This window comes from Agrobacterium sp. 22117 (assembly GCF_052045735.1).
GTDB classification, from domain to species: Bacteria; Pseudomonadota; Alphaproteobacteria; order Rhizobiales; family Rhizobiaceae; genus Agrobacterium; species Agrobacterium cavarae.
In genome coordinates this window covers 108443-132487 of the sequence record NZ_JBQEPP010000005.1, presented here as the reverse complement: position 1 = coordinate 132487, position 24045 = coordinate 108443, and the positions used below count along the sequence as shown (strand labels likewise).

The 24045-nt window shown below is 57.0% G+C and carries 19 protein-coding genes and 1 pseudogene; 4 read left to right on the top strand and 16 right to left on the bottom strand.

Translation table 11 applies throughout. From position 1 onward, the window contains the following. Positions 1-45: 45 nt before the first annotated feature. Complete coding sequence (locus ACTJKV_RS15465; protein ID WP_440599031.1) at positions 46-1257, top strand: CHASE3 domain-containing protein; 1212 nt, start codon at positions 46-48, stop codon at positions 1255-1257. A 189-nt stretch (positions 1258-1446) separates the two neighbouring features. Here the strand turns inward: ACTJKV_RS15465 and ACTJKV_RS15460 are convergent, their stop codons facing one another. After that, positions 1447-1677 carry a hypothetical protein gene (locus ACTJKV_RS15460; RefSeq protein ID WP_062424414.1) on the bottom strand — a complete coding sequence of 77 codons (231 nt, stop codon included), beginning with the start codon at positions 1675-1677 and terminating at the stop codon, positions 1447-1449. 23 nt (positions 1678-1700) lie between these two features. Between ACTJKV_RS15460 and ACTJKV_RS15455 the strand changes: the two genes are divergently transcribed. Both ACTJKV_RS15455 and ACTJKV_RS15450 read left to right on the top strand, forming a co-directional pair. Continuing rightward, positions 1701-1847 (top strand): hypothetical protein, encoded by a 147-nt coding sequence (locus ACTJKV_RS15455; RefSeq protein WP_153310440.1) that lies wholly within the window; start codon positions 1701-1703, stop codon positions 1845-1847. Positions 1848-1895: 48 nt separating this feature from the next. After that, complete coding sequence (locus ACTJKV_RS15450) at positions 1896-2870, top strand: YihY/virulence factor BrkB family protein (RefSeq protein WP_440599030.1); 975 nt, start codon at positions 1896-1898, stop codon at positions 2868-2870. A gap of 162 nt (positions 2871-3032) precedes the next feature. On the opposite strand, the gene ACTJKV_RS15445 is transcribed toward ACTJKV_RS15450, so the two are convergent. The 8 genes and pseudogenes from ACTJKV_RS15445 to ACTJKV_RS15410 form a co-directional block, all read right to left on the bottom strand. Next, positions 3033-3236 (bottom strand): cold-shock protein, encoded by a 204-nt coding sequence (locus ACTJKV_RS15445; RefSeq protein ID WP_062424416.1) that lies wholly within the window; start codon positions 3234-3236, stop codon positions 3033-3035. Between the two features lie 448 nt (positions 3237-3684). Next, on the bottom strand, positions 3685-5994 hold the full coding sequence (locus tag ACTJKV_RS15440; protein ID WP_440599131.1) for a glycosyltransferase: 2310 nt from the start codon (positions 5992-5994) through the stop codon (positions 3685-3687). After that, a complete protein-coding gene (locus tag ACTJKV_RS15435) occupies positions 5991-9233 on the bottom strand; it encodes a glycosyltransferase (protein ID WP_440599029.1) in 3243 nt (1080 codons plus the stop codon). Before ACTJKV_RS15435 ends, ACTJKV_RS15440 begins: the two co-directional genes overlap by 4 nt. 113 nt (positions 9234-9346) lie before the next feature. Next, positions 9347-10486: pseudogene (locus tag ACTJKV_RS15430) on the bottom strand (glycosyltransferase family 1 protein); the annotation flags it as partial. A gap of 71 nt (positions 10487-10557) precedes the next feature. Beyond that, positions 10558-11718 (bottom strand): glycosyltransferase family 4 protein, encoded by a 1161-nt coding sequence (locus ACTJKV_RS15425; RefSeq protein WP_440599028.1) that lies wholly within the window; start codon positions 11716-11718, stop codon positions 10558-10560. A gap of 173 nt (positions 11719-11891) precedes the next feature. Then, positions 11892-12494, bottom strand: a complete 603-nt coding sequence (locus tag ACTJKV_RS15420) for a hypothetical protein (protein ID WP_440599027.1) — start codon at positions 12492-12494, stop codon at positions 11892-11894. A gap of 74 nt (positions 12495-12568) precedes the next feature. Next, positions 12569-12889 (bottom strand): PepSY domain-containing protein, encoded by a 321-nt coding sequence (locus tag ACTJKV_RS15415; protein WP_440599026.1) that lies wholly within the window; start codon positions 12887-12889, stop codon positions 12569-12571. 537 nt (positions 12890-13426) lie between these two features. Continuing rightward, positions 13427-14488 (bottom strand): SDR family oxidoreductase, encoded by a 1062-nt coding sequence (locus ACTJKV_RS15410; protein ID WP_440599025.1) that lies wholly within the window; start codon positions 14486-14488, stop codon positions 13427-13429. Between the two features lie 97 nt (positions 14489-14585). Between ACTJKV_RS15410 and ACTJKV_RS15405 the strand changes: the two genes are divergently transcribed. Next, entirely contained in the window at positions 14586-14963 is a 378-nt protein-coding gene (locus ACTJKV_RS15405; protein WP_112519742.1) for a winged helix-turn-helix transcriptional regulator, read from the top strand. A 432-nt stretch (positions 14964-15395) separates the two neighbouring features. Here the strand turns inward: ACTJKV_RS15405 and cydB are convergent, their stop codons facing one another. The 7 genes from cydB to ACTJKV_RS15370 form a co-directional block, all read right to left on the bottom strand. After that, entirely contained in the window at positions 15396-16400 is a 1005-nt protein-coding gene (cydB, locus tag ACTJKV_RS15400; protein ID WP_440599024.1) for a cytochrome d ubiquinol oxidase subunit II, read from the bottom strand. Further along, positions 16390-17814, bottom strand: coding sequence for a cytochrome ubiquinol oxidase subunit I (locus tag ACTJKV_RS15395; RefSeq protein ID WP_440599023.1), 1425 nt, complete (start codon positions 17812-17814; stop codon positions 16390-16392). Before ACTJKV_RS15395 ends, cydB begins: the two co-directional genes overlap by 11 nt. Before the next feature lie 332 nt (positions 17815-18146). Then, positions 18147-19646 (bottom strand): ABC transporter substrate-binding protein, encoded by a 1500-nt coding sequence (locus tag ACTJKV_RS15390; RefSeq protein ID WP_438370957.1) that lies wholly within the window; start codon positions 19644-19646, stop codon positions 18147-18149. A gap of 34 nt (positions 19647-19680) precedes the next feature. Then, positions 19681-21354, bottom strand: coding sequence for a dipeptide ABC transporter ATP-binding protein (locus ACTJKV_RS15385; protein WP_440599022.1), 1674 nt, complete (start codon positions 21352-21354; stop codon positions 19681-19683). After that, positions 21351-22172 (bottom strand): ABC transporter permease, encoded by an 822-nt coding sequence (locus tag ACTJKV_RS15380; protein WP_440599021.1) that lies wholly within the window; start codon positions 22170-22172, stop codon positions 21351-21353. Before ACTJKV_RS15380 ends, ACTJKV_RS15385 begins: the two co-directional genes overlap by 4 nt. Beyond that, positions 22169-23110: an ABC transporter permease gene (locus tag ACTJKV_RS15375; RefSeq protein WP_440599020.1), complete on the bottom strand. Its 942-nt coding sequence runs from the start codon at positions 23108-23110 to the stop codon at positions 22169-22171. The genes ACTJKV_RS15380 and ACTJKV_RS15375 overlap by 4 nt, the downstream gene beginning before the upstream one ends. Continuing rightward, positions 23110-24000: a proline iminopeptidase-family hydrolase gene (locus ACTJKV_RS15370; RefSeq protein ID WP_112519748.1), complete on the bottom strand. Its 891-nt coding sequence runs from the start codon at positions 23998-24000 to the stop codon at positions 23110-23112. The genes ACTJKV_RS15375 and ACTJKV_RS15370 overlap by 1 nt, the downstream gene beginning before the upstream one ends. Positions 24001-24045 lie beyond the last annotated feature (45 nt).

Below are 24045 nucleotides of genomic sequence, written 5' to 3'. Positions count from 1 at the left end.
TCCCGATTGCTTTTCGAAGTCTTTTATCTTGGTGGAGCCGCACGCATGCGCCGAACTTCATCTATCGAAACCAGTATTTCCAGACAGCTCGCAAAGAAGGCAATGCCAATCGCGCTTTCAGTCGTTGCGATCGGTGTGTGCATGACAATTTACCTGTCGTTCTGGATATCGTCAGAAGACAAAAAGGCAGACGAGGCTGTCCGGGGAAACGTTGCATATCTCACAGATGTCTCCAGCCTCATGTCCCACATTCAAGACGCAGAAATCGGACAGAGAGGGTTCCTCCTCACGGGCGACCAGCTTTACCTTAAGCCATATACCACCGCGATGGAGTCGCTTGATGGGATGCTGGATAAGCTTGCTGCGGGAGCGGAAGACGCATCTGTCGAAACAGGAAGCGTCCCGACCCTGCGGAGTCTGGTTGCCCAGAAGAAGTCCGAGCTCGAACAAAGTGTGGAATATCGCCGCAATGGGGACGACAGCGGCGCGATAGCGCTCGTCAAAACCGGGCAGGGTAAAATCCTCATGGATGGAATCCGGTTTGTGTTGGCTCAGATGGAGAAGGATGGACTGGAGCAGCTTGCGAAACGTTCCGACGCAGCCAGCGCTGCGAAGACGCGGATGCACTTTCTCCTTTTGTTGTTCGCCATAATGGTCGGCGGTATGGCGATACTGGTCGTGCGCGCCACGGTCACGCGGGCGAAAGCGGCTGAAAGGACGAGAGATGAACTTCTTTCACATGCGGATCGGCGTCTGATGGCGGTCATGGCAGCCGACCTTGTTGGTTACAGCAGGCTGATGGAAAACAATGAGGCCGACACTCTCGAGCGTTTAAAGGCGGCAAGAGACGTCATCGACACGATAATTGAAGACAATAGTGGTGTGATCATAACGACAGCAGGCGATAGCATCGTTGCGGCATTTCCAAGCGCGCTTTCAGCGATCGACTGTGCGCTCCAGATCCAGAAATTTATGGTGACGCACAATGCCGACAGGCCAAACGACGATCGCCTTCTCTTTAGAATAGGAATGAATGTCGGGGACGTCATCATAGATAACGGAGACATATTCGGTGACACCGTCAACATCGCCGCTCGGCTTGAGGGCATCGCTGAGCCCGGAGGCATATGTGTTTCCCGGTCCGTCAGGGATCACATCAGGAAGCAGAGAAAACTAAAGTTTGAAGACGCTGGTTTCCAGCAGGTCAAAAACATTTCTCGACCGATCAGCACGTTTAGGGTTCGCGAAGCCGCCTAGGTATGTTCAACGCTCTCGGTGCCACGGACAAGGGGTATGCTGAGGGCCTTCGGAGCGAGAAACGTTCTCAGCCAGAAACGCTACCTTGTAAGCACGAAATCAGCGCGATCGCGGATCTGTTCGGATGAGGGTAAAGGAAACCCTCCAACTTGGAGGGTTTCGCAGGAAACCCGATCTTCGATTGTTTGGTTAGAGCGCGCTCTGCCGAACAACGGTGATTTTGCCAAGTTCAACCAGCGGCGTGACGTCTAGGCTTGTACCTTTGTCAGCCATGTCGAGGCTGTAGAGAAATTCCCGCCCAGCCGGATCGTTATCCGTCGCCTGGATTTTTTCTCGACCGATGTATGGACCAGCCGGGATGGAAATTCCTGAAGCCTCACAGTCCTCTATTGCTCTAAAACGTACGGGTGCACCTTCCATTTGTACCTCCTCGGGATTTGCAAATGAAGAATATGCAGCTGGTACTGCCGGATTATGATGCCCTGAAACAAACCGTGATGCAATTACCGGTGCCGATTTTCTTGAAGAAGAGACAAATTCTGTTCGGAATGGCATGGGGAAAAAGCAACTTAACAGGCGATAAACGTTAGCTATTTCGTTTATGATGCGGTTTCAGAACGAGCATGCTGGAGAGATCAATGAGCGACGACACTGGGGGCGATCGCGGCCGTGACGCCGAGGCACCACAGGACATTCCGGCAAAGGGTTTAAGGGATGTGTTCTGGCGCGTCGTCAAGGCGATCATGGCTGATCGCGTGACGTTGATTGCTGCTGGCGTCACCTATTTCATGTTGCTGTCGCTGTTTCCGGCACTCGGTGCCTTGGTGGCACTCTACGGATTTGTCGCAGATCCCACGGCGATTATGGCCCACATCGGTTTCCTTGCAGGTGTCTTCCCACCTGGATCGTTCGATTTGATAATGAACCAGCTGACATCTCTCACGCAGCAGGCGACATCGACAAGAAGTCTGGCGTTCTTTGGCGGCTTGCTCGTAGCGATCTGGAGCGCCAACAGCGGTATGAAGGCATTGTTCGACGCGATGAATGTCGCGTATCAAGAAGATGAAAAGCGCAGTCTGGTTCGTTTGAACCTTCTATCCCTGGGGTTCACTTTTTGCGCGCTTGTCGTCGCAATCATTCTGATTGCAGCTATTGGCGTGCTGCCCGCAGTTCTGAAGTATCTGTGGCTTGATGATTGGCAGGAGTTTCTTGCCCGTCTAGCGCGTTGGCCATTCATCATCGTTGTCTTCGGCTGCGGAATTTCAATGATCTACCGGTACGGTCCGAGCCGCGAAGAAGCAAAGATCAAATGGTTAAGCTGGGGCGTCGTCTTCAGCACGGTGCTCTGGCTGGTCGCCTCCGTCTTGTTTTCGTTCTACCTTGAGAATTTCGCGAACTATAATGCGACCTACGGCACTCTCGGCGCCCTCATTGGGTTGATGGTGTGGGTGTGGATTTCGGTCGTTATCCTGATCGTCGGAGCAGAGATCAACGCCGAACTCGAGCATCAAACGCGCAAGGATTCGACAACCGGCTCACCGAAACCAATGGGGGAGCGTGGGGCTTATGTTGCTGACACTGTTGGTGAAGCGGCCAGGGACGGGAGTTTGTGATCCGGCGAGGCGCGGGCAGCATGCAGCGACTGGGTGGAGGCGGCATTTTACGCCCAAACATGTGCTCTCGTTGAGGCTACCATTTTTGCGATCACAACGAGTCTGCTGCGGTGTTGTCAGGTTGTGCGTGGCCCCGGCAATACAGACGGGGCCATAGCGTAATTACAGAACAGTTACGTTCTCTGCCTTTGCCTTGCCCGTCTTACGGTCCTGGCCGACATCATAGCTAACCTTCTGTCCGTCGGTCAAAGCGCCACCGAAGCCCACCGCGGAGATGTGAACAAAGACGTCCGGACCGCCGTTGTCTGGAGTAATGAAGCCGAAGCCCTTATCCTGTGCGAAAAATTTAACAGTACCAGTTGCCATGTTGTCCTCGTTTTATCGATTGGAAACTGCCGCAATATCGACTGTTGCGTTCAACTTCAAGTTTTTCCGTACGCTACCGACGCTGGGCCGCAAATGGAGATGCCTCTTTCGCCCAGCCGCGCATGTGCAGGGTCGCTCTCCATCCTGGAGCCCAGAGCATGGCGACGCTCATCTGGCGTCTCGACTGGAAGAGGGAAACTGGCATGACCGTGACCAGCGGCTCGGTTGGGCACGATTGCGTTATCAACGCCACAAGATCGGATTGGCGGCCAGTATCCAGGCGTTCGTGAAACCGGCGACGGTCATCGTCCTCTCACTCAGGAGAAAACTCGGAGAGAGCGTGACCTAAAGCGTGTCGCGATCTTTCAGATTCGCTCCTTCGCTTTAGGCCCTTTTTTTGTCGCATGTCGTTATCGAAAAACCGCTGCACACTTTTGCGCGACATGCTTTAGGGGCGCTGTTCGTTTCCATTGTAGACTAAAGATGGGAGAGGGCTGTGTGAGTGAAGACGACCTCCGTCTGGCATCTGGTTCGATCTCAATACATCGGCGAGGGGCTGGTAGACCGAGCGGGTATTCTCTGCGGTGATATCGCTGGAAAGAAGTCCGTTGAAGCAGGGCCGGTTATCGTCCCAACCGGGATGATTGATGATAGGATAAAGGCAGATCCCCTCGAGAGGCACACCTGCCTGCATCGCTTTCGCTCCCTGAGAAGCTACATATTCGAACCATTCCGCTCGCCGCTCGTCTTCGATACCCGTCTCGGCAATCAGAATAGGTCGGCCATAGCGGGCATAGGTTTCAGCCAGTATCTTGCTCAGCGGCTTGTAAAGTGGATGGCCGATATCGATCGGAGGACCGCCATGGATCCACTGATTGTTGAAATAGTAATTGACGCCGATGATATCGAGAAGCTCCGGCCGGCCGCCGATTTGGGGCCAGATTCTTCCGGCAATCAGGTCCCAACCTTGAAACTGTGCTTGCCTGTGGCCCTCGCTGGCACCCGCTTCCCAAGGTCGGGCGGGATCGGTAATGACGTTGATAACCGGATCACAGTGAACGAAACGCGCTCGCGGCTCGATCATGAGGATAGTTTCCATCGCAGCAATCGCCGCTCGGGCAAGCTGTACCTTGAGCTCATATCCGCGGCCATTCGCAAAGGGGTTGAGATAGCCGGCATCCCCGCCGCCCCAGGAGAAGAAAGAGATTTCGTTGACGGGGCAATAGAACGGGACATCATCGCTCTCCTCACGCACCAAGCGAGCACATGCGCCGGCAAACAGGGCGAATCGATCCACAAACTGCGGCGACCAAATGTCGAGATCGTCTGGCCATCCATAGTGCAGCAAGTCCCAGATCACCTGCGTTCCGGTTGATTGGGCCGCCCTTAGCATCGGACGAATGCTTGACCAGTCATAGCCGCCTTCTCTTTCGATAAGATGCCAACGAAAGCCATCGCGAACGGTTCGAATGTTGAAGTCTGCAAGCTGGTTGTAATCTCGAGCCGCATGCACGTCGTGACCGACCGCAGCAATCATGTCGAGACGTCGACCTTCAGCTGAGCCGGTAGAGCGGAGCCGGTGCGTCGAGCATTCGAAGCCGCCTTGCAAAAAACTCTTGAACAGACCCGTCGGTCCGGAAGGCTTTCGCCCACTCAGCACCTCAGCAAACAGCTTTTCCCATTGAGGAAGGACAGCTGTAACGCTGTATGTGGCTTCCACCTTCCGTCGGAGCACTTGTCCCAGGGACTCACGCAAAGCGGGGTTTGCGATCAGCCGTTCCATGGCTTCGGCAACGACGGAGGGCTCATTATACGGCACGAAAATACCGCTCACACCGTCTTCTATCTGCTGTATCGCGCCGTCATCGGGTGTGGCAATGACGGGGAGGGCGGCAGCGCCGGCTTCCGCGATGACATGTGGCATGCCTTCGCCCTTTGACAACCAAACAAAAATATCCATCGCCGACAGCAGGGTCAGGATATCCTTTCGATCACCCAGAAAGCGCAACACGCGGTCCAAATTTCGGCTCGTTGCAAGTGACTGCAGGTGTACAGCATAGTCTGGAAGGAAGGCGTCCGGTCCGCCGATGATCACGAAGCGGGTTCTCGGATCGCGGGCATGAACCAGTGCCGCGGCTTCGATGAAATCCTCGACGTTTTTCTTGGGATCCAGCCTGCCGACCCAGCCGATAAGGGTCTCGTCCGGATTCACGCCAAGCGATGTTCTTATGGCGGCCCTTTGAGGGACTTCGAAATCCGACAGTTCTACCATCGACGGAATTTCGATGGCATCACCTCCTCGCCCCGGCATGACAGATGCGGCTGCGTCTCGGATAGAGCGGCATACGCCGACATAGCGACTGGTGAAATGCTTCGGTCCGGCAAGCGCCTCAGAGACCAGCCCGCCATGTTCGATAAGCGGCGGGCGCCAGTGCATCCGTTCCAGCGCAGGATAAATATCGGCGACGTTCTGGCAGGATATGACGATGTCATAACCTGGTATCTTGTTGGCGAGATAGGCAACAGTGTCTTCAAATGAAAGGTGGTAGGGGGTGGTATCCACCTCTACTCCAAGTTCTCGCAGTTGCTCGTGCGTCTGGTGCGGCATGTTCGGCTTGTGGAAACAGGCGACTACATCCAGACGAAAGCGGCTGCGATCCAGATGCCGGGCGAGAAGCCTGACTTCCGTCTCCTCGCCGCCCACGACCAGCCATGCGAAGACGAAGAGAATGCGAATGGGTTGTTCGTGAAGCGTCATTCGTTTACCGCGAAGATGATTTGCAGAAAATCCGGGCGGTTCGTGACGAGGTCTGCCAGAAATTGCGGACCGTCTGCAAAGGGGACAACATGCGTGATCATGTGCTCGCGAATGATCTTGCCGTGTGATTGGAGGAGCCCGATGGTTTCGTGCGACAGGCGCCGCCTTGTCCACAGGCCATCCAGTCCGCGCGGGACGCGATTGATCTGGGCACAGCGAATGTTGAGGCCATTGTGGTGGAATTCCTCACCAAGCCGCAGCGCGTCAGCCCCGCCCTGATAGAAGGCGAGATCGATAACCGTGCCTTGCGGACGAAGCGCTTTAAGCGCGACGTGCAGACTTTGGGGGTGCGCCCGGGTCTGGAACACGAAGTCTGCGCCGCGATCCCCTCCGCCATTGTGCCAACGCGCCTTGGTGTGCTGCCAGGCAGCATCCTCTGTCATGGCCGTCAATCCCATTGATTGCGCCTTGTTGCGGCGAAATTCCGAGGGATCGGCGATGATGACATCGAGTGCACCTGCCCTTTGTGCAAATAGCGCCGTCATCAGGCCGACCGTGCCTGCACCGATAATGACAACTTGGCGACCCGCAGTTCCTGAACCGAAGTTGGATATCGTCTGTCCCAGCGCATCCGCATCCGCGTGGAGAATGCCGTTGGCGGCGATTGGGCCCATCTGCGCAACGAAGACGCCGAGCATGGGGTCGATGTCCTCAGGCATCGGCACCAGCACATCGTGAAACGGGTCCGCCGTGTGACCGGATTTATGCGCATAGGTGGTCGCGAGAATATCGCCTTCACCAAAACCGGAGGCGCGGGATTCTGCAACACGTGCCACTTCCATATAGCCGAGGAAGGGGACCGGATAATTCAGGTCCGGTTCGTTTTGCAGGAATACGCCGCGTCCCGGATCAAACCGGGAGTGAAAGTAAGGATTTGTGTTTTTCATGAAGGTGAGCTCGGTACCTGCCGAAAAACCGGTGTAGAGCGTGTCCATCCGCACCTGACCGTCGCCGGGAGGACCCTCCTCGTAATCAAAGAAAAAAGCCTTTCCCGGTGCCTCGATGCCGAGCGAACGGATGATGCGGTGACCAGGCGCCAGCCCAGGTGGCGGGTCATTTCGCGGCTCATGATGGAGCGGTGAAGCAGGGTTGCGAGTGACGGTGGGTTGGTCGACCGCCACGGGCTCGCCGCTGCGAGCCGATTGCACAACGGCGAGGGCGATGCGATGGGTGGCAAGCGCATCCTGATAGGTGCAGCGTATATGGTTTTCACCTCCACGCACCGCGTCGATGAAATCGCGGTCTTCACGCCAGACGGGATCGCCATCCGCACGGCGGGTCGGTCGCCCCGCACCAACGTCGACCATGATATCATGGTCGGTCAGCTCAATGGCCAAACGATCCGCAAAAATGTTGAGACCGATGCGGTGACTCCAGCCAAGCAGGCATGTGGATGAGATGTTGGCGATGACCCCGGACTGAAAGGTGAGACTTGCGGTGGTGACGCCGGGCACGTCGAAACCGGGAAAATTACTCCGATCCTTGAAACCGACACGGCCATAGACATCGGTGACTTCCCCGACAAGATAGCGAGCCAGATCGATGATGTGGGTGGTCTGCTCCACAATCTGCCCACCGGACATCTCCGACTTCCACCACCATTGCGGCGGCGGGGTTTGGTCCAGCCAGTAGCCCGAAAGAAGCTGGGCGGGATTATCCTGGAGCAGGTTGCGAGCTTCCTCGACTGTATCGAGGTAGCGCCAGTGATAGCCGACGCCGGTAATCAGATCGGCAGTCGTGACGGCGGCGCTCAGTTCTTCCGCCAATGCCAGATCCAGGGTGATCGGCTTTTCAACGAAGAACGGGATGCCTTTGGAGATCAGATCCCGCTCGGCCTCACCGTGGGCAAATGGTGGCACGCAGATATACACGGCGTCCAGCGGCTGTGCTTCCAGCATGTCGCGGTGGCTCTCAAAGGCCCTCGCACCGAAGCGGCTGGCGGCCTGTTCGGCGCGGGCGAAATCCGGATCAGCAAAAGCGACGAGCGCGACATCCTCAAAACGGCTGAGAATATCCAGATGGCGGTTGGCAATGCCGCCCGCGCCGATGAAGCCGATACGCGTTTTTTCCATGGAAGCGTGTCCTTGTGTGAGGGGCGCGGCGTGCGAAAGAACGCGCTGGTAAACGGAGGCGGTCTCGGTCGCCATGCGCTGGGCGGAAAAGAGTGTCTGAAAACGTTGCGCGCCGAATTGCCCGGCGACCCTTGCGGCTGCGGGATCTTCAAGCGCGCTGATAAGCACCTGCGCCAGCGAGGCAGGATTGCCGGGGTCGGCGAGAAAGGGATGGCAGGAGCCGAGCGCTTCGATATTTCCACCGATATTGGTCGCGACGACCGGGAGCCCGATGGACATGGCTTCCAGCACGGCCAGCGGCAATCCTTCAAATTTGGAAGGAAGAACGAAGAGATCGGCCAGCGCCATGAGATAGGCGATATCGGTTCTGTGGCCCAGGAACAGGATCTGCTGTTGGAGGGACGCTGCCTCTACCAGAGCCTTGATCGTTTCCAGTTCTTCGCCCCTGCCGACAAGAAGGAGGACAGTGTCGGGGTGAGCAGCTAGAACGGCTGGCATTGCCGCGATAAGGCTTGCATGGTCTTTCTGCCTGGAAAAGCGCGCAACGGACAGGAGAACTGTTTTACCGTCAAGTCCGTCGACTGGAGGCGCGTGTCTCTCCCCCTCCGGTCTCAGTGCGAAGATACCGTTGCGGACAAGGCTGATATGTTCTGGATCGACACCATTATCCTCGAAACTGTCGAGGGCGGCTTGTGATACGGCGATGCGGTGGGAAAGCGATGCGCACTGGCGGGCGTAGTTCTGCTGTTGGTCCGTGTCCGTCAAAAGATAGGGCAGGTGTTCGGTTCTTATGACAGCTATGTTGGCATCAAGACCCGCCGTTGCAATGTGATGACCCTCCCAGCCGATACCCGCATGGACGTGCAGGAGCGATGTGCCGGTGGCATGCAGCCAATACCCGAATGTCTCGATATCATCGATGGCCTTGATGGCGAGCCCCGAGCGTGCGGCTCGCGACAGGAGATCGCCCTCGGTGTCGGCATAGGCCGCAACGGTTACGCTCCACTCCTCGTCAAGAGCACGGGCCAGTGTCAGCATGTGCTCGCCCATGCCGGATGGATCCAGACTATCGGTTGCAAGGACGATCCTGCGAGGTTTTTCGCTCATAGACCGGGCACGCCTACGACTTCGCCGAGGATAATTGGTTTGCTGGCAGCTGTCTTCCGCGAGGTGCCTTTAGCAGCCTGCATATGGGCAAAACCGGTGCTGGAAATGACGCCGTCCACGAGCCCCTCCATCGCCAGGAATGTCTTGTCCCAGGACGAACCTTCCAGCATCTGATCGACAGGTTTCCACCATGCGTTGCCGCTTCTTGCCAGCAACAGAGCATCGTCGCAGGCTTGCGCAAAATGCTGCGGATCGCTGGCGATAAAAACCCCTTCCACCTCTCCATAATGACGGATGACATCCTTGATCGCCGTGCTGATCACAGGACGACCGGCGGCCAGATATTCTGGTGTCTTCGTAGGGCTGATGAATTGGGTGGAACCGTTCAATGCGAAAGGCATGAGGGCAGCGTCCCAGCCTGAGACATAGGCTGGCAATTCGCCGTAATGTTTCTGTCCGAGATAGTGGATATTCTGTGCCCTCGGCAAATCCTCCGGCGCGATCTTGGCGATCGGTCCGATGAAAATGAAGGAATAATCCGGCTTTGCCGCAGCCAGGGCTGCAATGAGTTCGAGGTCCAGACGCTCATCGATGACGCCGTAATAACCAAGCTTTGGGCCGGAGATGGCTTGCTGATCGGCCGGTTCAACAACCCTTTGCCGGGCTTGGTGAAAATGATCGACATCGACACCAGATGGGAACGGGTGGATGTTGCTATGCTGCTTGCATTTCGCCTCATAAAGGCTGTAGCCGCCGGTGAAGACAACATCGGCCCGCGCCATCAATGCAGCTTCCATGTCCCTCATGCGGTCCGGTGCGAACCTGAAGTTCGCAAGCTCGTCCATGCAATCATAAATGACCGCGGCCGCATCGATATGACGCGCAAACTCGTACATCGCGGGCGTGTAGAACCAGAGAATTGGCCGTCTTGCGCCTGACATGGCTAGAAACTCATCCAGAAGTCGACTTAAGGCCAGGTTACGCTCGGCTGCATTCCACCAATGAGGAACACGCGGGCGTATCGATTTGACGGTAGTGCCCTCGAATGGATGGATTTCAAAGTAAGCGAGATGGTGGTCTGTAGGTATATATTCTTCGAAGAAGAAGACAGCTCTCTGCTTCGCAAAGCGGGCCATCAAATGCTGGGGACGCTGTAGGACGAAATCCCACCGCAGATGCGAAAAACAGATGAGCGGTGCTTCCCGCTCGTTGATTGCAAGTGACTGCGAGGAGATCGAGCTAGAAAGGTTCATTGAGGCATCCGGGTTTGAGGACGTAACCGAACCGGACGAAATAAGCTTTGTTCCGGACGAGGGGAAACTTTCTAACTCTTTGACCTGCGCATGATTTTGCGCAGTTTTTCAACGGAGTGCGGCCACGTCCAATTGTCGATCACGGCTTGCCGGGGAGAAAAATTATCGAGTTTTTCCAGCATCAACAAAATCGCTTCGTGAAAGCTTTCTGCCGGTGCGGCCCATCCCGTCTTGGGAGTGATGTATTGCAATCCGCAGCGCAGCCGACTGTTGGCGAGAACAGGAAGACCGGCCAGCATATATTCAGTGAGGATCGCGGGGGCACCGTCATCAATGCCACAGACGACGCCGATCTTGGCGAGGTTCATCAGTTGGTTGACCTCTGCGAAGGGAACACCTGGCGGGCCGATGAAGTCAACGTCAATACCGAGGTCAAGCGCACGTTGGCGCAAGTCATCGCCCAGTTCCCCATAGCCGAAAACGCACAGACTGCGGATCGATCGCGGCAGCTTTTCCAAAGCGTCGAACAGGATGTCGTGACGTTTGTAGGCTTGGGCAGCAGCGACATAGACGATGTCGTAGGGCTTCGGTCCAACAATGGGATAGAACTGCGTTTCTGATGCGAATTCAGGTCCGATCGGCAAAACCGTGGTTGCCATCTGCGGATGGCGTTGCCTCACCTCCTGTGATTGCCATTCAGCTCCAGTCAAAATCAGATCGAAGCACTGACTCACCTCTGGTGGAATGCGTAGAGAAGGGGCATCAATGGAATTATATATTTTATAGCTTGGCCCGCAGGCGTTCAATATGTCCTGTGAGACGCCAAGGCCCCATATGCAAAGGATTTCCGGCGGGCCGAATGTGGCAAGATGGGCCACCATATCATTGGAGTGAAACGGCGCATCCGGTCCGTTCATCTGAAACGCACGGCGGATGATAAGGGGCGCTTGGCGCATGTCCGGCGAGGGAGGGCTCTCACCGCGCCAATGTGTCCAAATTTCCACGACATCGACCAGACCCGCTTTTACGCAAGCAAGGGGCAGGCGTTCAATATAACCGCCTTCGACGCGAACATCAGCCAACTCTGTGCATTGCGATGCGGGTTTGCCGCGTTCGCCGCTCTGCCATTGCATTTGGAACTCTTCAATAGACGGCACGACGCCCGAAAAGGCATCCCCGTCCTGGAAGTCGCTGATCACAACGAGGCGTCTGAGTGTTTGAGTTTCTCTCATCGCGAACGTATTCCAATGTCGCACGAGTGGTTTTGGACGGCGCCCATTTTAGGAGTGGTGAGTTCCCCCCCCTAAGGAAAAAGGCCGCCCGAAAGCGGCCCAAATCATTTCCGGCGTGCGGCAGGTACCCGCAAACCAGGGGGGCAGCGGCAAGAGCCCCTACCGATGTCAGTTCAGAGAGCGGGACGGTTGTAACGATCGCGCTCGGTCTTGATCTGGTCGGCGTCATAGGGATCAAGCGTGTCGTCGAAGCGGTTCCAACCCTCTTTCTTGTAAGCGTCACGGCGCGCTGCCGGATCGACCAAGTTCGATCGCTTGAGAATAGCTGCCGCTTCCGGAACCATGCCGTCGTCCACCTTTGCGGTCACGATAGTGCCGCCACGGCGTACGCCTTCCGCATAAACGTGAGCGTCTTCTTCAGAGACACCTGAGTCCGTCATGGCACCTACGATGCCACCTGCCGCACCACCCGCCACGGCACCAGCGGCGACGCCAGCAGCGGTCGCTGCGAGCCAACCGGCGGCCACGACAGGGCCGACACCCGGGATGGCCATGAGGCCGAGGCCGGTCAGCAGACCACCTGCACCGCCCACAACTGCACCTATGCCAGCGCCCGTTCCAGCGCCTTCTGCGGCCTTGGATTCGCTGCCATCGTGGTGATGAGCGTTGTTCGAGACGATGCTGATGTCATTCGATGGCACACCTGCTGCTTCTAGTTGAGTCACTGCCGAATGCGCATCCGCATTGTCGTCGAATAGTCCAGTTACAGCTTTCATCGGGTTGTCCTCGATTGCGTAAATAGTTGTGATCCAAGGTCTGGCCTTGAGATCACCGCCGGATGCACGCCGCTTTACTTGGCGACAATGTTGCCCTGGTAATCCATGGAGATCATGACGGACTTGCCGTCCTTCATTCCAGCGGCCATCCAGATTTCCTTGTCGTCCTTCTTGAGGTCCTTGACGTCGGAATAGCCGGCTTCTTCTATGCGGCTTTTTGCCTGCGCTTCGGTGAAGCTGTTGGCACCCTCGACAGGAGCAGTCGGATTCTTGGTTTCAGGAGTCGCGACTGCAGGCGTGTTACCATCTGTGCTGGTTGCTGGAGCCGACGTCTGGGCAGCAACAGACATCGCTGTGGCGCTCAGCAGCGCCACTGCTAGGATGATCTTTTTCATGATGGTTTCCTCTCGTGGGGGTTGCGTTTCGTGTTTCCCCTAAGACCTAACTGGAACCCCCACCATTCGTTCCTGTCGTTGAGAAATTTAAGCACGGGCTAAACCGCGTTTGTCGTGATAGGCTCGTGATCACGAAGGACAGCGAAAATGGATCGATCCGTCACACCCGGCGTCACGGGTTTATTCCCGTCACCCCTGTTGGGTGGAAATTATCTATGTTGAAGCAGGCGCTGTCCCACAACTGACGGCAGCACCAAAGGTAGGAAAGTTCAGCTCCAACTGCCCGAGTTTCATCAATTCCGCTAAACCTCGGCACGATCTATCCTTCATCTAATGCCTGTTCACCGCGGTCTTACTTTTTCACTCGACTAATTTGTCGTGACTTTTGAAGGCGCGGTAGAATCTCGCGATCGAGCGACAGCATCGGCCCGAAAATCGGACTCGATGTTCGGAAGGCACGATGCGTCGATTCAAAAAGGGTAAGCGTCCCTTGGGCGTCCAATAGGACGCCCGGCGCTCTAGCAGCAATCCTCTCCTTCATGGAATAAGGCGGTTTTTACGCAAGCTCTCGAAAAGGGCGAAAAACGCATCGTCTGTGGGTTGATATTCTCTGAAGCCCAGACGTCGGCTTTTGCCCATGTCGGTGACCACCTCGATGGGACGCCCCAGATCCGCATCGGTGTGCCATGGAGATGCGAGGCGGTCTATGTCGGACTCCGCCAGGCTGTCGCGTTTCGCGATGTCGCTCCAGATCGCAGCATCCTCACTCATCTGCTCTGCAAGAGGACTAATCGTGCCATCGAACTCGGCAGGCTCGATGTCAAACCAGTTGGCGATCCGCTCCCACATCCACTTCCAGCGGAATATGTCTCCATTGACCACATTGAACGCCTCGTTGTGGGCCTGCGGTGTCTCTACCGTCCACAGCAAATGCTTCGCCAAGAGGTTGGCGTCTGTCATGTCGCTCAGACCGTTCCATTGGGCCGAAGACCCAGGAAAGCGGAAAGCACGTCCCGTCTCTCGGCAGATGGTAGCATAGACGGCAAGGGTTGTTCCCATGTTCATGGCATTGCCAACGGCCTGCCCTATGACTGTATGCGGACGGTGCACGCTCCAGGTAAACCCATCACGGTTGGCGGCAGCAAAAAGCTCATCCTCCTGCGCATAATAGAAGTTCTCGACGTCAAGCCGGCCCTGTTCTTCACGAAATGGGGTTTGCGGCAAGGTGCCATTGCCATAGGCCTCAAACGGACCGAGATAGTGCTTGAGACCGGTGACCAACGCCACGTGCATGTTGGGATTGCTCGGGCTCAGACCATGCAGCAGATTCCGGACCATGGACGAGTTCACGCGGATATTTTCTGCCTCGGTCTCCTGACGCGCCCATGTGCTGATGAAGACGGCATCAGGCTTCACATCGCTCAGCGCCTGTGCTGTTTGGCGCGCATCCTGCAGGTCGGCAGCGACGGGAATGATCTGTGCGTGATCCTTTGGACGTCTTGCCAGACCATAGACTCTCCAGCCTTCTTTCAGCAAAAGCTCTGAGGTCGCGCCGCCGACGATCCCGCTTGCACCAACGACCAATGCTGTTCTAACCATGATGATACTCCACTTGCGATCTCGTTAGAGTTGGGCATCCAGTCGCTCGACATCCAGACGGCACCAGTTGGGGACATAGATACCAAGAGGTGACTACATGAGGCCGGGCAGCGATGAGGAAGAGTGGCGCGAGGACTGCGCTCCCCGCCGGGTGCTGGAGCTTTTCTCGACGAAGTGGACGAGCATGATCCTGCATACGCTGCACAAGCTTCACCAAGGTGCAGCCAGGACCGGCGTGCTGGAACGCAGCCTGCCGGGCATCTCAAAGAAAATGCTCACGCAAACTTTGAAGGAGATGGAGCGTTCAGGTCTGGTCTCGCGCCATGTGCATTCGACGAGACCACCGGCCGTCGAATATCGATTGACCGATTTAGGCAATCGTTTCGTCGAGCCCGTAGAGATGCTCTATGGCTGGGGGAGGGACAATGCTGATGCACTGGATGCACTCGAACCTCGCACCACCTCAAGGCGCTAACGCGCGATGCGGTCAATTTAGTGTACCCATCGCGATTTTCGAAGCTCGATTCAGATTTTAGCGCCGATGCTGCAGAGCGTGTAAGGCTAAAACGTGAAAGCGCTAGATCACGTTTCTTGCAAGAAGATCGCTCAAGCGACGTCATTCCATCCCTCATCGCGCTCAGTCCGGGGGGCTTTTAAACAAGGCCGCCGCTGCAATGCACCTGTTATCGCAGAGGCCGAGAGCCGGAGTGCTTCGGCGTTTCTAAGAAACGGCTGGTCGCCTTAGAGCTCGCTCGTGGCTCATCGCCCCTGTTTCCGCATGCTTCACTGAGAGGGCAGCTGAGCTATTTCAAAAACAGGCGGATGACGAGCCCGATCACCGCGACAGTACCAACGCCGGCCAGCCATAGGGCGATAAACCAGGCGGTCTTGCGAAGGGCCTCGGCCATCAGTGATATCCTTCTTCCGGATCGATCTTGCCGCGGAAGACCCAGTAGGCGTAAGCGGTATAGGCAAGGATCATGGGGACCAGTATCATGGCGCCGACGAGCAGGAACCTCATCGAACTCTCTGGTGCGGCCGCTTCCTTGATCGTCAGGACACCGGGTATCATGTACGGATAGAAGCTGATCCCAAGTCCGACAAAGCTCAACACGAACACGCCGAGCGCCGACAAGAACGGCTGTAGGTGCTTCCCTTGGGTCAGCCCGCTCCAGAGCGCAAAAGCGCAAGCCGCTAGCAGCAACGGTACCAATGCCGAGAAAAAGGCGGTTGGCCAGGCGAACCAGCGTTCGAAGTAGATCCGGTTGATGAACGGTGTCCAGAGCGACACTATGGCAATCAGCGCCAGAAGCGCCAGGCTTAGGGGACGCGCGAGCTTTGCCGACCGCGCCTGTATATCGCCCGAAGTCTTGAGATTGAGCCATGTAACGCCGAGCAGCGCGTAGCCTATGAGAACGGCGACGCCGGTCAGGATTGAGAAGGGTGTGAGCCAGTCCCACCAGCCGCCTGCGTATTGCCTACCGGCGACCGCAACGCCCTGCACAAGTGCGCCGAGAGAAATGCCTTGCATGAGAGCTGCTAGCGAAGACCCGATCCAGAAACCAAAATCCCAGAGATGGGATTCATGGTGGGTTCGCCATCGAAACTCGAATGCGACTCCTCGGAAGATAAGGCTGACCAGCATCAGTATGATCGGCATATAGAGCGCTGGCATGATGATTGCGTAGGCGAGCGGGAACACGGCCATGAGGCCGCCGCCCCCGAGAACCAGCCATGTTTCGTTGCCGTCCCAGACGGGAGCTATCGAATTCGTCATGACGTCGCGGTCGCGACGCTTTCGGAAGAACGGGAAGACGATGCCGATCCCGAGGTCGAAACCGTCCAGTACAACATAGGCGAGGACGGCGAAGGCGATGATCCCCGCCCAGACGAAGGAAAGATCAATGTCCATGGCGGCCTCCAAGCGAATGATCCTGCGTTGCGCCGGGCACGATGCCTGCGGTCCGGATCGGGCCGGCGTCAAGTTCCTGATCCGTGTCGAGCGGGGTTGGCGGACGTCGCATAAGCTTCAGCAGGTAGTAGACGCCCACGCCGAAGACGACAAAATACACCGTGATGAAGATGAGCAGCGAGGTCCCGACTGCGGGAGCGGAAACCGGCGACAGGCTCTGTGCAGTTCGCAGATGCCCATAGACCGTCCAAGGCTGACGACCGACCTCAGTCGTGTACCAGCCGGCAAGGACAGCCACGAAACCGGAGCCGCCCATGGCCACTGCGACACGATGAAGCGATGGCGTGTCATATAGCGTTCCTTTCCAGCGGGCCCATAGCGACCAGAGCCCGACACCGAGCATCAGGAAACCGAGGCCGACCATGATCCGGAAGGTCATGAACGGCATGAGCGCCGGGGGACGTTGGTCGCGCGGCCATTCCTTCAGACCCTTGATCTCGCCGTCCAACGAGTGCGTCAGGATCAGCGAGCCGAGCTTGGGAATCTCGATCGCGTAGCGAGTGGTCTCTGCTTCGTCGTCCGGTATGCCAAAGAGGACAAGAGGGGCGCCTTCCTTATGAGTCTCGTAGTGTCCCTCCATAGCTGCGATCTTCGCTGGCTGATTTTCGAGCGTGTTCAGGCCATGCAGGTCGCCGACGAAAATCTGAACGGGCGTGACGATCGCCGCCATCCACATCGCCATCGAGAACATGATGCGGGCCTGGCGGTTCGTCCGGTCCTTCAGCAAGTGCCAGGCGCCGACCGCGCCCACGGCAAAGGCTGTGGTCAGGAAGGCTGCCAGCACGGTGTGGGTCATTCTGTAGGGGAAGGAAGGGTTGAAGATGATCCTCCACCAATCTTCAGGCACGAAAACGCCGTTCGCGTCGACGCTGAAGCCAGCTGGCGTGTGCATCCAACTATTGGCCGACGTGATCCACGTTGCGGAAATCAGCGTGCCTACAGCTACCATGGCGACCGCCACCATATGCGCGGTGTCGCCAACACGCTTGCGGCCAAACAGCGCGATACCGAGGAAGCCCGCCTCAAGGAAAAATGCCGTCAGGACCTCGTAACCCATCAGCGGTCCGATAACAGGTCCGGCTTTGTCTGCAAACGCGGACCAGTTCGTGCCGAATTGATAGCTCATGACGATCCCAGACACGACGCCCATCGCGAAGGTCACTGCGAAGATAGTCTTCCAGTATTCGAAGAGCTTCAGGTAGGCCTCGTCCCGCTTCCACAGCCATAGTGCGTTTAGAACGGCTAGGTAGCTCGCTGTCCCGATCGAGAACGCGGGAAAGAGAAAATGGAATGAGACGGTGAACGCGAACTGTATTCGCGCCAGCATTTCTGCTTCGAGGCCGAGGAAGGTCATGGTGACTCCATCACTGAGGACCCTCGAACTTAGCAATGTAGCCCGATGTTCCGGGCAGGCATTACCACTTCATAGAGTCGATGGAGTGCATAGTAAGCTCATCTCAAGAGCTTCCAAGGACGCATGGCGTCGCGTGACGCAATGTCACGTCTATTGTCGCCACCATCTGCTTACTTGGGACGTTGATCTTGGAAAGCCACGCTCAGGGCTCGCAGGACATCGATCGGAATATCAAAGGCCCTTTTTGGGAGCCGATTCTGATGTCCTAATTTTGTGGACATAATTTGTCGTCCGCGGAGAAGTAAGTCTCCGCGGACAAGCCTTTGATCTGCTCAGTTCTTCACGGTGTCTTCGAGGAAGAAGCGGCCGAGTGGGTTCTGGTAGAAGTTGGAAACGTTCTTGCGCATCACGTTGATATAGGGGCTGTAATAGAGGTCGATCCAGTTCACGTCTGCCTTGGCCGTCTTCTGTAGCTCGACATACATGGCCTCGCGCTTGGCAGGGTCCGTTTCGAGACGCGCGGCGGCGACCAGATCCTTCACTTTGTCGTTCTTGTAGCGCGTCATGTAGTTCATGTTCGTGTCGTGGCCGAGTACGAAGGTCGTCTTCTGGTCAGGGTCGAGAATGTCATTTGTCCAGTACATGACTGAAATGTCGTAATCGCCGGCGATCAACATATCCCAGCTCTGGCTGGAGTCGACCTTCTGCAGATTGGCCGTCACACCCGCTTTGGCGAGTTGCTGCTGAAGGAGGACCGCTATCTGCTCGTCGGTCTCCTTACCGGCGTTGACAATGTAGTTCAGCGTCAAGTCTTCGGCACCTGCCGCTTTCAGCATCTGCTTGGCCTTTTCCGGATCGTATGGGCGCTGGAGATTGTCGGCATAGTGATAAAGCGCACCCTTCGGGATATAAGAGTTGGCGACTTCGCCGAGGCCGAACGTGGCGGCTTCAACAATCGCCTTCTTGTCGATTGCAAGATCAAGCGCTTCGCGCACTTCCTTCTTGGCAAGTGCGCCGTGCTCGTGGTTGATCAGCAGATGATCTTCACGCGTCGAGGGATCCATGCGCACTGTCAGGTCCGGATTCTTCTTCATCTCGGCAACGCGGGAGAAGGGGACGGTGATCGCCACGTCTATCTGACCGGTTTGGACGTTCAGCATGCGCGTATTGTCGTCGGGAATAACGACCCATTCGACGCCGTCGAGGCTGACATGGCCGGCATCCCAATAATTCGGGTTTTTCTTCAAGATGATGCGATCGCCTCGCTTCCAGTCTTCAACCGCGAAGGCGCCGGAGCCGACTGGCTTTTCGGCAAAGGCGTCGGGATTGGCTTCCACGATCTTCTTCGGCAGGACGGAAGCATTCGGCAACGCCATCATGGTGATAAAGGGTACCGACTTGCTTTTCAGCTTGACGACCAGTGTCTTGTCGTCTGCCGCCGTGGCGGTATCAATGATCTTAAAACTGTCAGCCCAAAGCGAGCCCTTGTCGTCACGGATGCGTGTCAGCGAGAAAGCAGCGTCGTCGGCCGTAACTGGGCTGCCATCGGAGAATTTCGCGTCACGCAGTTTAAACGTGTAGGTCAGACCATCGTCGGAAACAGTCCAGCTTTCGGCAAGGCCGGGCAGCAGTTTGGTCCCCGAGGCATCGACACGTACGAGCACGTCAAAGACGTTGGAAAAGACCCAGTTATCGACGTTCTGTGCCGACTTGATCGGGTCGAAAGTGGTGGAGTCCTCATTGCGACCGATGGTCAGGACACCCGCGGCCTCTGCGTAGGAGGCCGACAAGGAGAGGATGGCGGCGAAGGCGGCGATTTTGGCTTTTGTCATTTTAAACTGCATGTGAACGATCCTCTGGTGGTTATTATATTTTGGAGTGTCTCGACAGCGGCTTGTCCGGGTCGATATCGGGAATGGCCTCTATGAGACCGGCCGTATAGGCTCCGGATGGTCTGGCGAAGACATCTTCAGACAAACCTTCCTCTACGATGCGGCCTCGGTGCATGACGACGACCCGCTGGCAGAGCGAGCGGACGACCGGCAGATCATGTGCGATAAACACCAGTGTCAGATCCATCGTCGCAACCAGCTTGCGGAAAAGGGCGACGATCTGGGCCTGTATCGTGACGTCGAGAGCGGCGATACATTCGTCGGCGACGATGACGCGTGGATCAATGGCGAGTGCGCGAGCGATGCCGGCGCGCTGGCACTGCCCACCACTCATCGTGCGCGGCTTGCGTTGCGCGAAGCTGCGATCTAATTCCACGAGATCGAGAAGTTCATTTATCCTCTCCGGTATCTGGGCGGGGGGAATCTTCTTCTGGACTTTCAAGACTTCGGAAAGCGTCTCACCGATCGTCATGCGTGGATTGAGCGAATTGTAAGGGTCCTGGAAGACCATCGCAGCCTGGGTTCTAAGCGCGCGTAATGCCTTTGTATGATGGAGGCGGAGGCTTGCGCCGGCGAAGCTGACATGGCCGGACGAGGCGGGCGTCAGTCCGAGCATAGCCCTAGCCAGCGTCGACTTGCCTGATCCGCTTTCTCCAACGATGCCGACCGTATCCCCCGGCCAGATCTGGAGCGATATGCCATCTACGGCACTGAAGTGCTTGCGCTTCGAAAACAGCCCGCTACTGGCAGGAAAACACACGGAAAGATCGTCGATCTCGATCAGCGGTCGAATGTCTGCATGTCGTGCGACGTCATCCGTAGCCTTGGCCGCTTCAACCAGCATGGACGGATGGCTGGATATCAGCATCTTGGTGTATTCGGCTTGCGGTGTCTTCAGGATCTGCCGCTTCTCGCCGGTCTCAACAATACGACCGTTTCGCATCACGGCGATACGGTCGCACGTCTGGGCGACGACACCGAGATCGTGCGTGACAAGAATGATGGAGAGCCCACGCTTATCGCGCAGGTCCAGCAGAAGATGGAGGATCTGCGCCTGGATTGTAACGTCAAGCGCCGTTGTCGGCTCATCGGCGATCAGGATATCCGGGTTGCAGGCAAGCGCAATCGCAATCATCGCCCTTTGCCGCATCCCGCCCGAGAACTCGTGCGCATAGCTGCCAAACTGGCGGGGCGGATCGGTAAAGCCAACCTGGCCCATGATGTCGAGTGCCAGCGACTTCGCCGCCTCACGCGAAAGATGTTGATGATAGACTATGCCTTCAAGGATCTGGTCGCCGATGCGCATGACCGGATCGAGATGGCTTGCCGGGTTTTGGAAAATCATACCGATCCGGTCGCCACGGACTGATTGCAGCGTCTTCTCGTCTGTGCCGGAGAGCTCCTGTCCGTCGAACAGGATCGAGCCGCCGGTGCGGTTAATAGTGCGCGATGGCATCAAACCTACGAGCGTGCGGCAGAGCAGGCTCTTGCCCGAACCACTTTCCCCGACGAGCCCTAGAACCTCTCCACGCGCGATATCGATGGAAACCCGGTCGAGGAGGGAGCGTTTTCCTTCAGTCGTCTCGACCGCAACCGAAAGGTCACAAACGGAGAGGAGAGGGTTTTGGGTGAGGACGTATGTGGTCATCCGTTCACTCCCAGTTGCCTGGCCAGCCCATCGCCGATGAGGGAGAAGCCGAAAGCCAGTACGACGATGGAAAGCCCAGGGAAGAGCGTTATCCACCAGGCCTGCGTCACGAAGCTCTGGCCTTCCGCAACCATCACCCCCCATTCGGCCGTAGGTGGCTGAACGCCAAGGCCGAGATAGCTGATCGCTGCGCCAGACAGCAGAACCAGCACCACATCGGACATGGAAAAAACAATCGATCCCGCAATCGCATTAGGTAGGAGGTGGCGGAAAAGGACGCGTGGGCGCGAGAAGCCAAGGCTCTCCGCAGCCATGGCGTAATCGCTATTTTTGAGCACAAGGATCTGCGCGCGGATGAGGCGCGCATATGACACCCAGCCGACCAGCGCCATAGCGATATAGAAGCTGCCGAGGCCCGGTCCGAGAATGGCGATGATGGACAGCATAAGAACCAGGAAAGGAAAGGCGAGGATCACGTCGATCAGCCGCATCAGGACTGCATCGACCAATCCGCCAAGGAAACCGGAAACAGCGCCGATGACCGTGCCGATGACAAAAGGGAAGGCGACCCCGATCAACGCCATCTGGAGATCGACACGTGCCGAATGGATGACGCGCGAAAGGATATCGCGGCCAAAATTGTCAGTGCCGAAGGGGTGAGCAAGGCCAGGGGCCATGAGCCGTGCCCCAGCATCTTGAAAGATCGGATCGTAGGGCGCGACAAGCGGCGCAAGGAGTGCCATCAGGACAAACAGGCCTAGGATGGCGAGCCCGGCATAGAGCGTGTCGTTGCGGGCCCTGAGCGTGCCCCCGCTCATAGCTTCACCCGCGGGTCTGCAGCGACGGTGGCGATGTCAGCCAGGAAGTTGACAAGGACGGTGGCACAGGCAAACACCATCGCCACGCCCTGGACAACCATGTAATCGCGCGAGAATATAGCCCGCACCAATAACTGGCCCATGCCTGGCAAAGCAAAGACGCTTTCGACGACGACCGTTCCGCCGATCAGCCAGCCGATATTGACGGCCAGAAGATTGATCGTCGGAACCACGGCATTCGGCACGACATGGCGCCAAAAAACGACATGCTCGGGCATGCCCCTGGCTCGGGCGGCGGTTGCGACATCAGATTTTAGCCAGTCAATCATCGATGCGCGCAGCGAGCGCATCAGCACTGTGGACAGCGATAAAGCGATAGTCAGCGATGGCAGCACAAGATGTGTGAGCTTGTCTGACAGTGTATTGCCGTAGCCTGAAACGGGCAGGAGCGGAATGCTCACCGAAAACAGCAGGATCAGCATCAGCGCCAGCCAGAAGGATGGAAGGCCGATCCCGAAAGTGGATACGACGCGCACCGTGTGGTCGACAAGCTGGCCTTCGTTACGCGCAGCGACAGCTGCCAGTGGCACGGCAATCAGGACAGACAGGAGCACCGAAGAGAACACAAGCGCCAGCGTCGGCTCGATGCGATTGGCGATGAGTTGCAGCACATCGATCTTGAAGGTGATCGAGCGACCCATCTCTCCATGCATCAGGTTTTTGATGAAGTAGAAATATTGCTGCCAGATCGGTTGATCGAGGCCAAATTGCGAGCGGATATTGGCTATGGCTTCCGGCGTCGCCTTGGTGCCGAGCAAAACGCGCGCCGGATCGCCAGGGATCAACCGGACCAGGACGAAGGTGATGATGGAAACACCGACGATCACCGGCAGGAACTGCAAGGGTCTTGCTAGAATGAAGCGATAGCGGTGTAGCATCAGCCTTTTACATCCTCCAGGAAGGAGAGCAGCGGCGGGTAGTAACCCTCCGGATTTTCGTAGAAGGGCATATGGCTGGCATTGCGCACGACATTGATCCGAGCGCCGTCGGGCAGGGCGTTCTTCATACGCAGCGCGCATGCCGGCGTGAGCTCATCGTGCTCGCCGACGACGATCAGCACCGGCGCTTTGATCTTCGGTAGGTCCGGAATGCGGTTCCAGTCCTTCATATTGCCGATATAGAGGAATTCGTTCGGCCCCTGCATGGCCATATAGGGTTCCATATTCCAGTCTTGCAGCGACTGGTTGACAGGGGCTGGCCATTCGGACAGGCGGCATACATGGCGATAGTTCAAAAGGGTGATGGCCGCGAGATATTCCGGGTGATCATAGGACCCTGCTGCCTCATGCGCCTGCATCATCGCAACGGTCTCAGATCCGAGCGCGGCACGCAAACGTTCCAATTCGCTGGCAAGATGCGGCATGTCGGCAACGGTATCGGCCAGGATCAAGCTTTTCACGGCGTCCGGAAAGGTCAGCGTGTAGTCGATGGCAAGCCATCCGCCCCACGAATGGCCGAGCAGGTGGACCCGCCCGAGCCCCAGCGTCTGGCGCACTGCTTCCGTCTCCTCGACATAGCGTTCAATGGTCCAGAGGCCATTGTCTTCTGGACGCTCGGATGCGCCAGTGCCGAGCTGGTCGAAGGCGACCACGCGGAAGCCCCTGTCGATCAGACAGGAATGCGCCTCACGCAGATAGTCGCAAGGTAGACCCGGTCCACCGTTCAAGCAAAGCACGGTTTCCGGACCGTCGCCGAAAACATAGGCTACGACTCGATAACCCTGGATCGTCAGCTCGTGTCTCTCGTCCGGTTCGATTTTGCGCCACATGATTTTTCTCGCGTCTGCACAACATTTATGCAGGATTATTTCTAG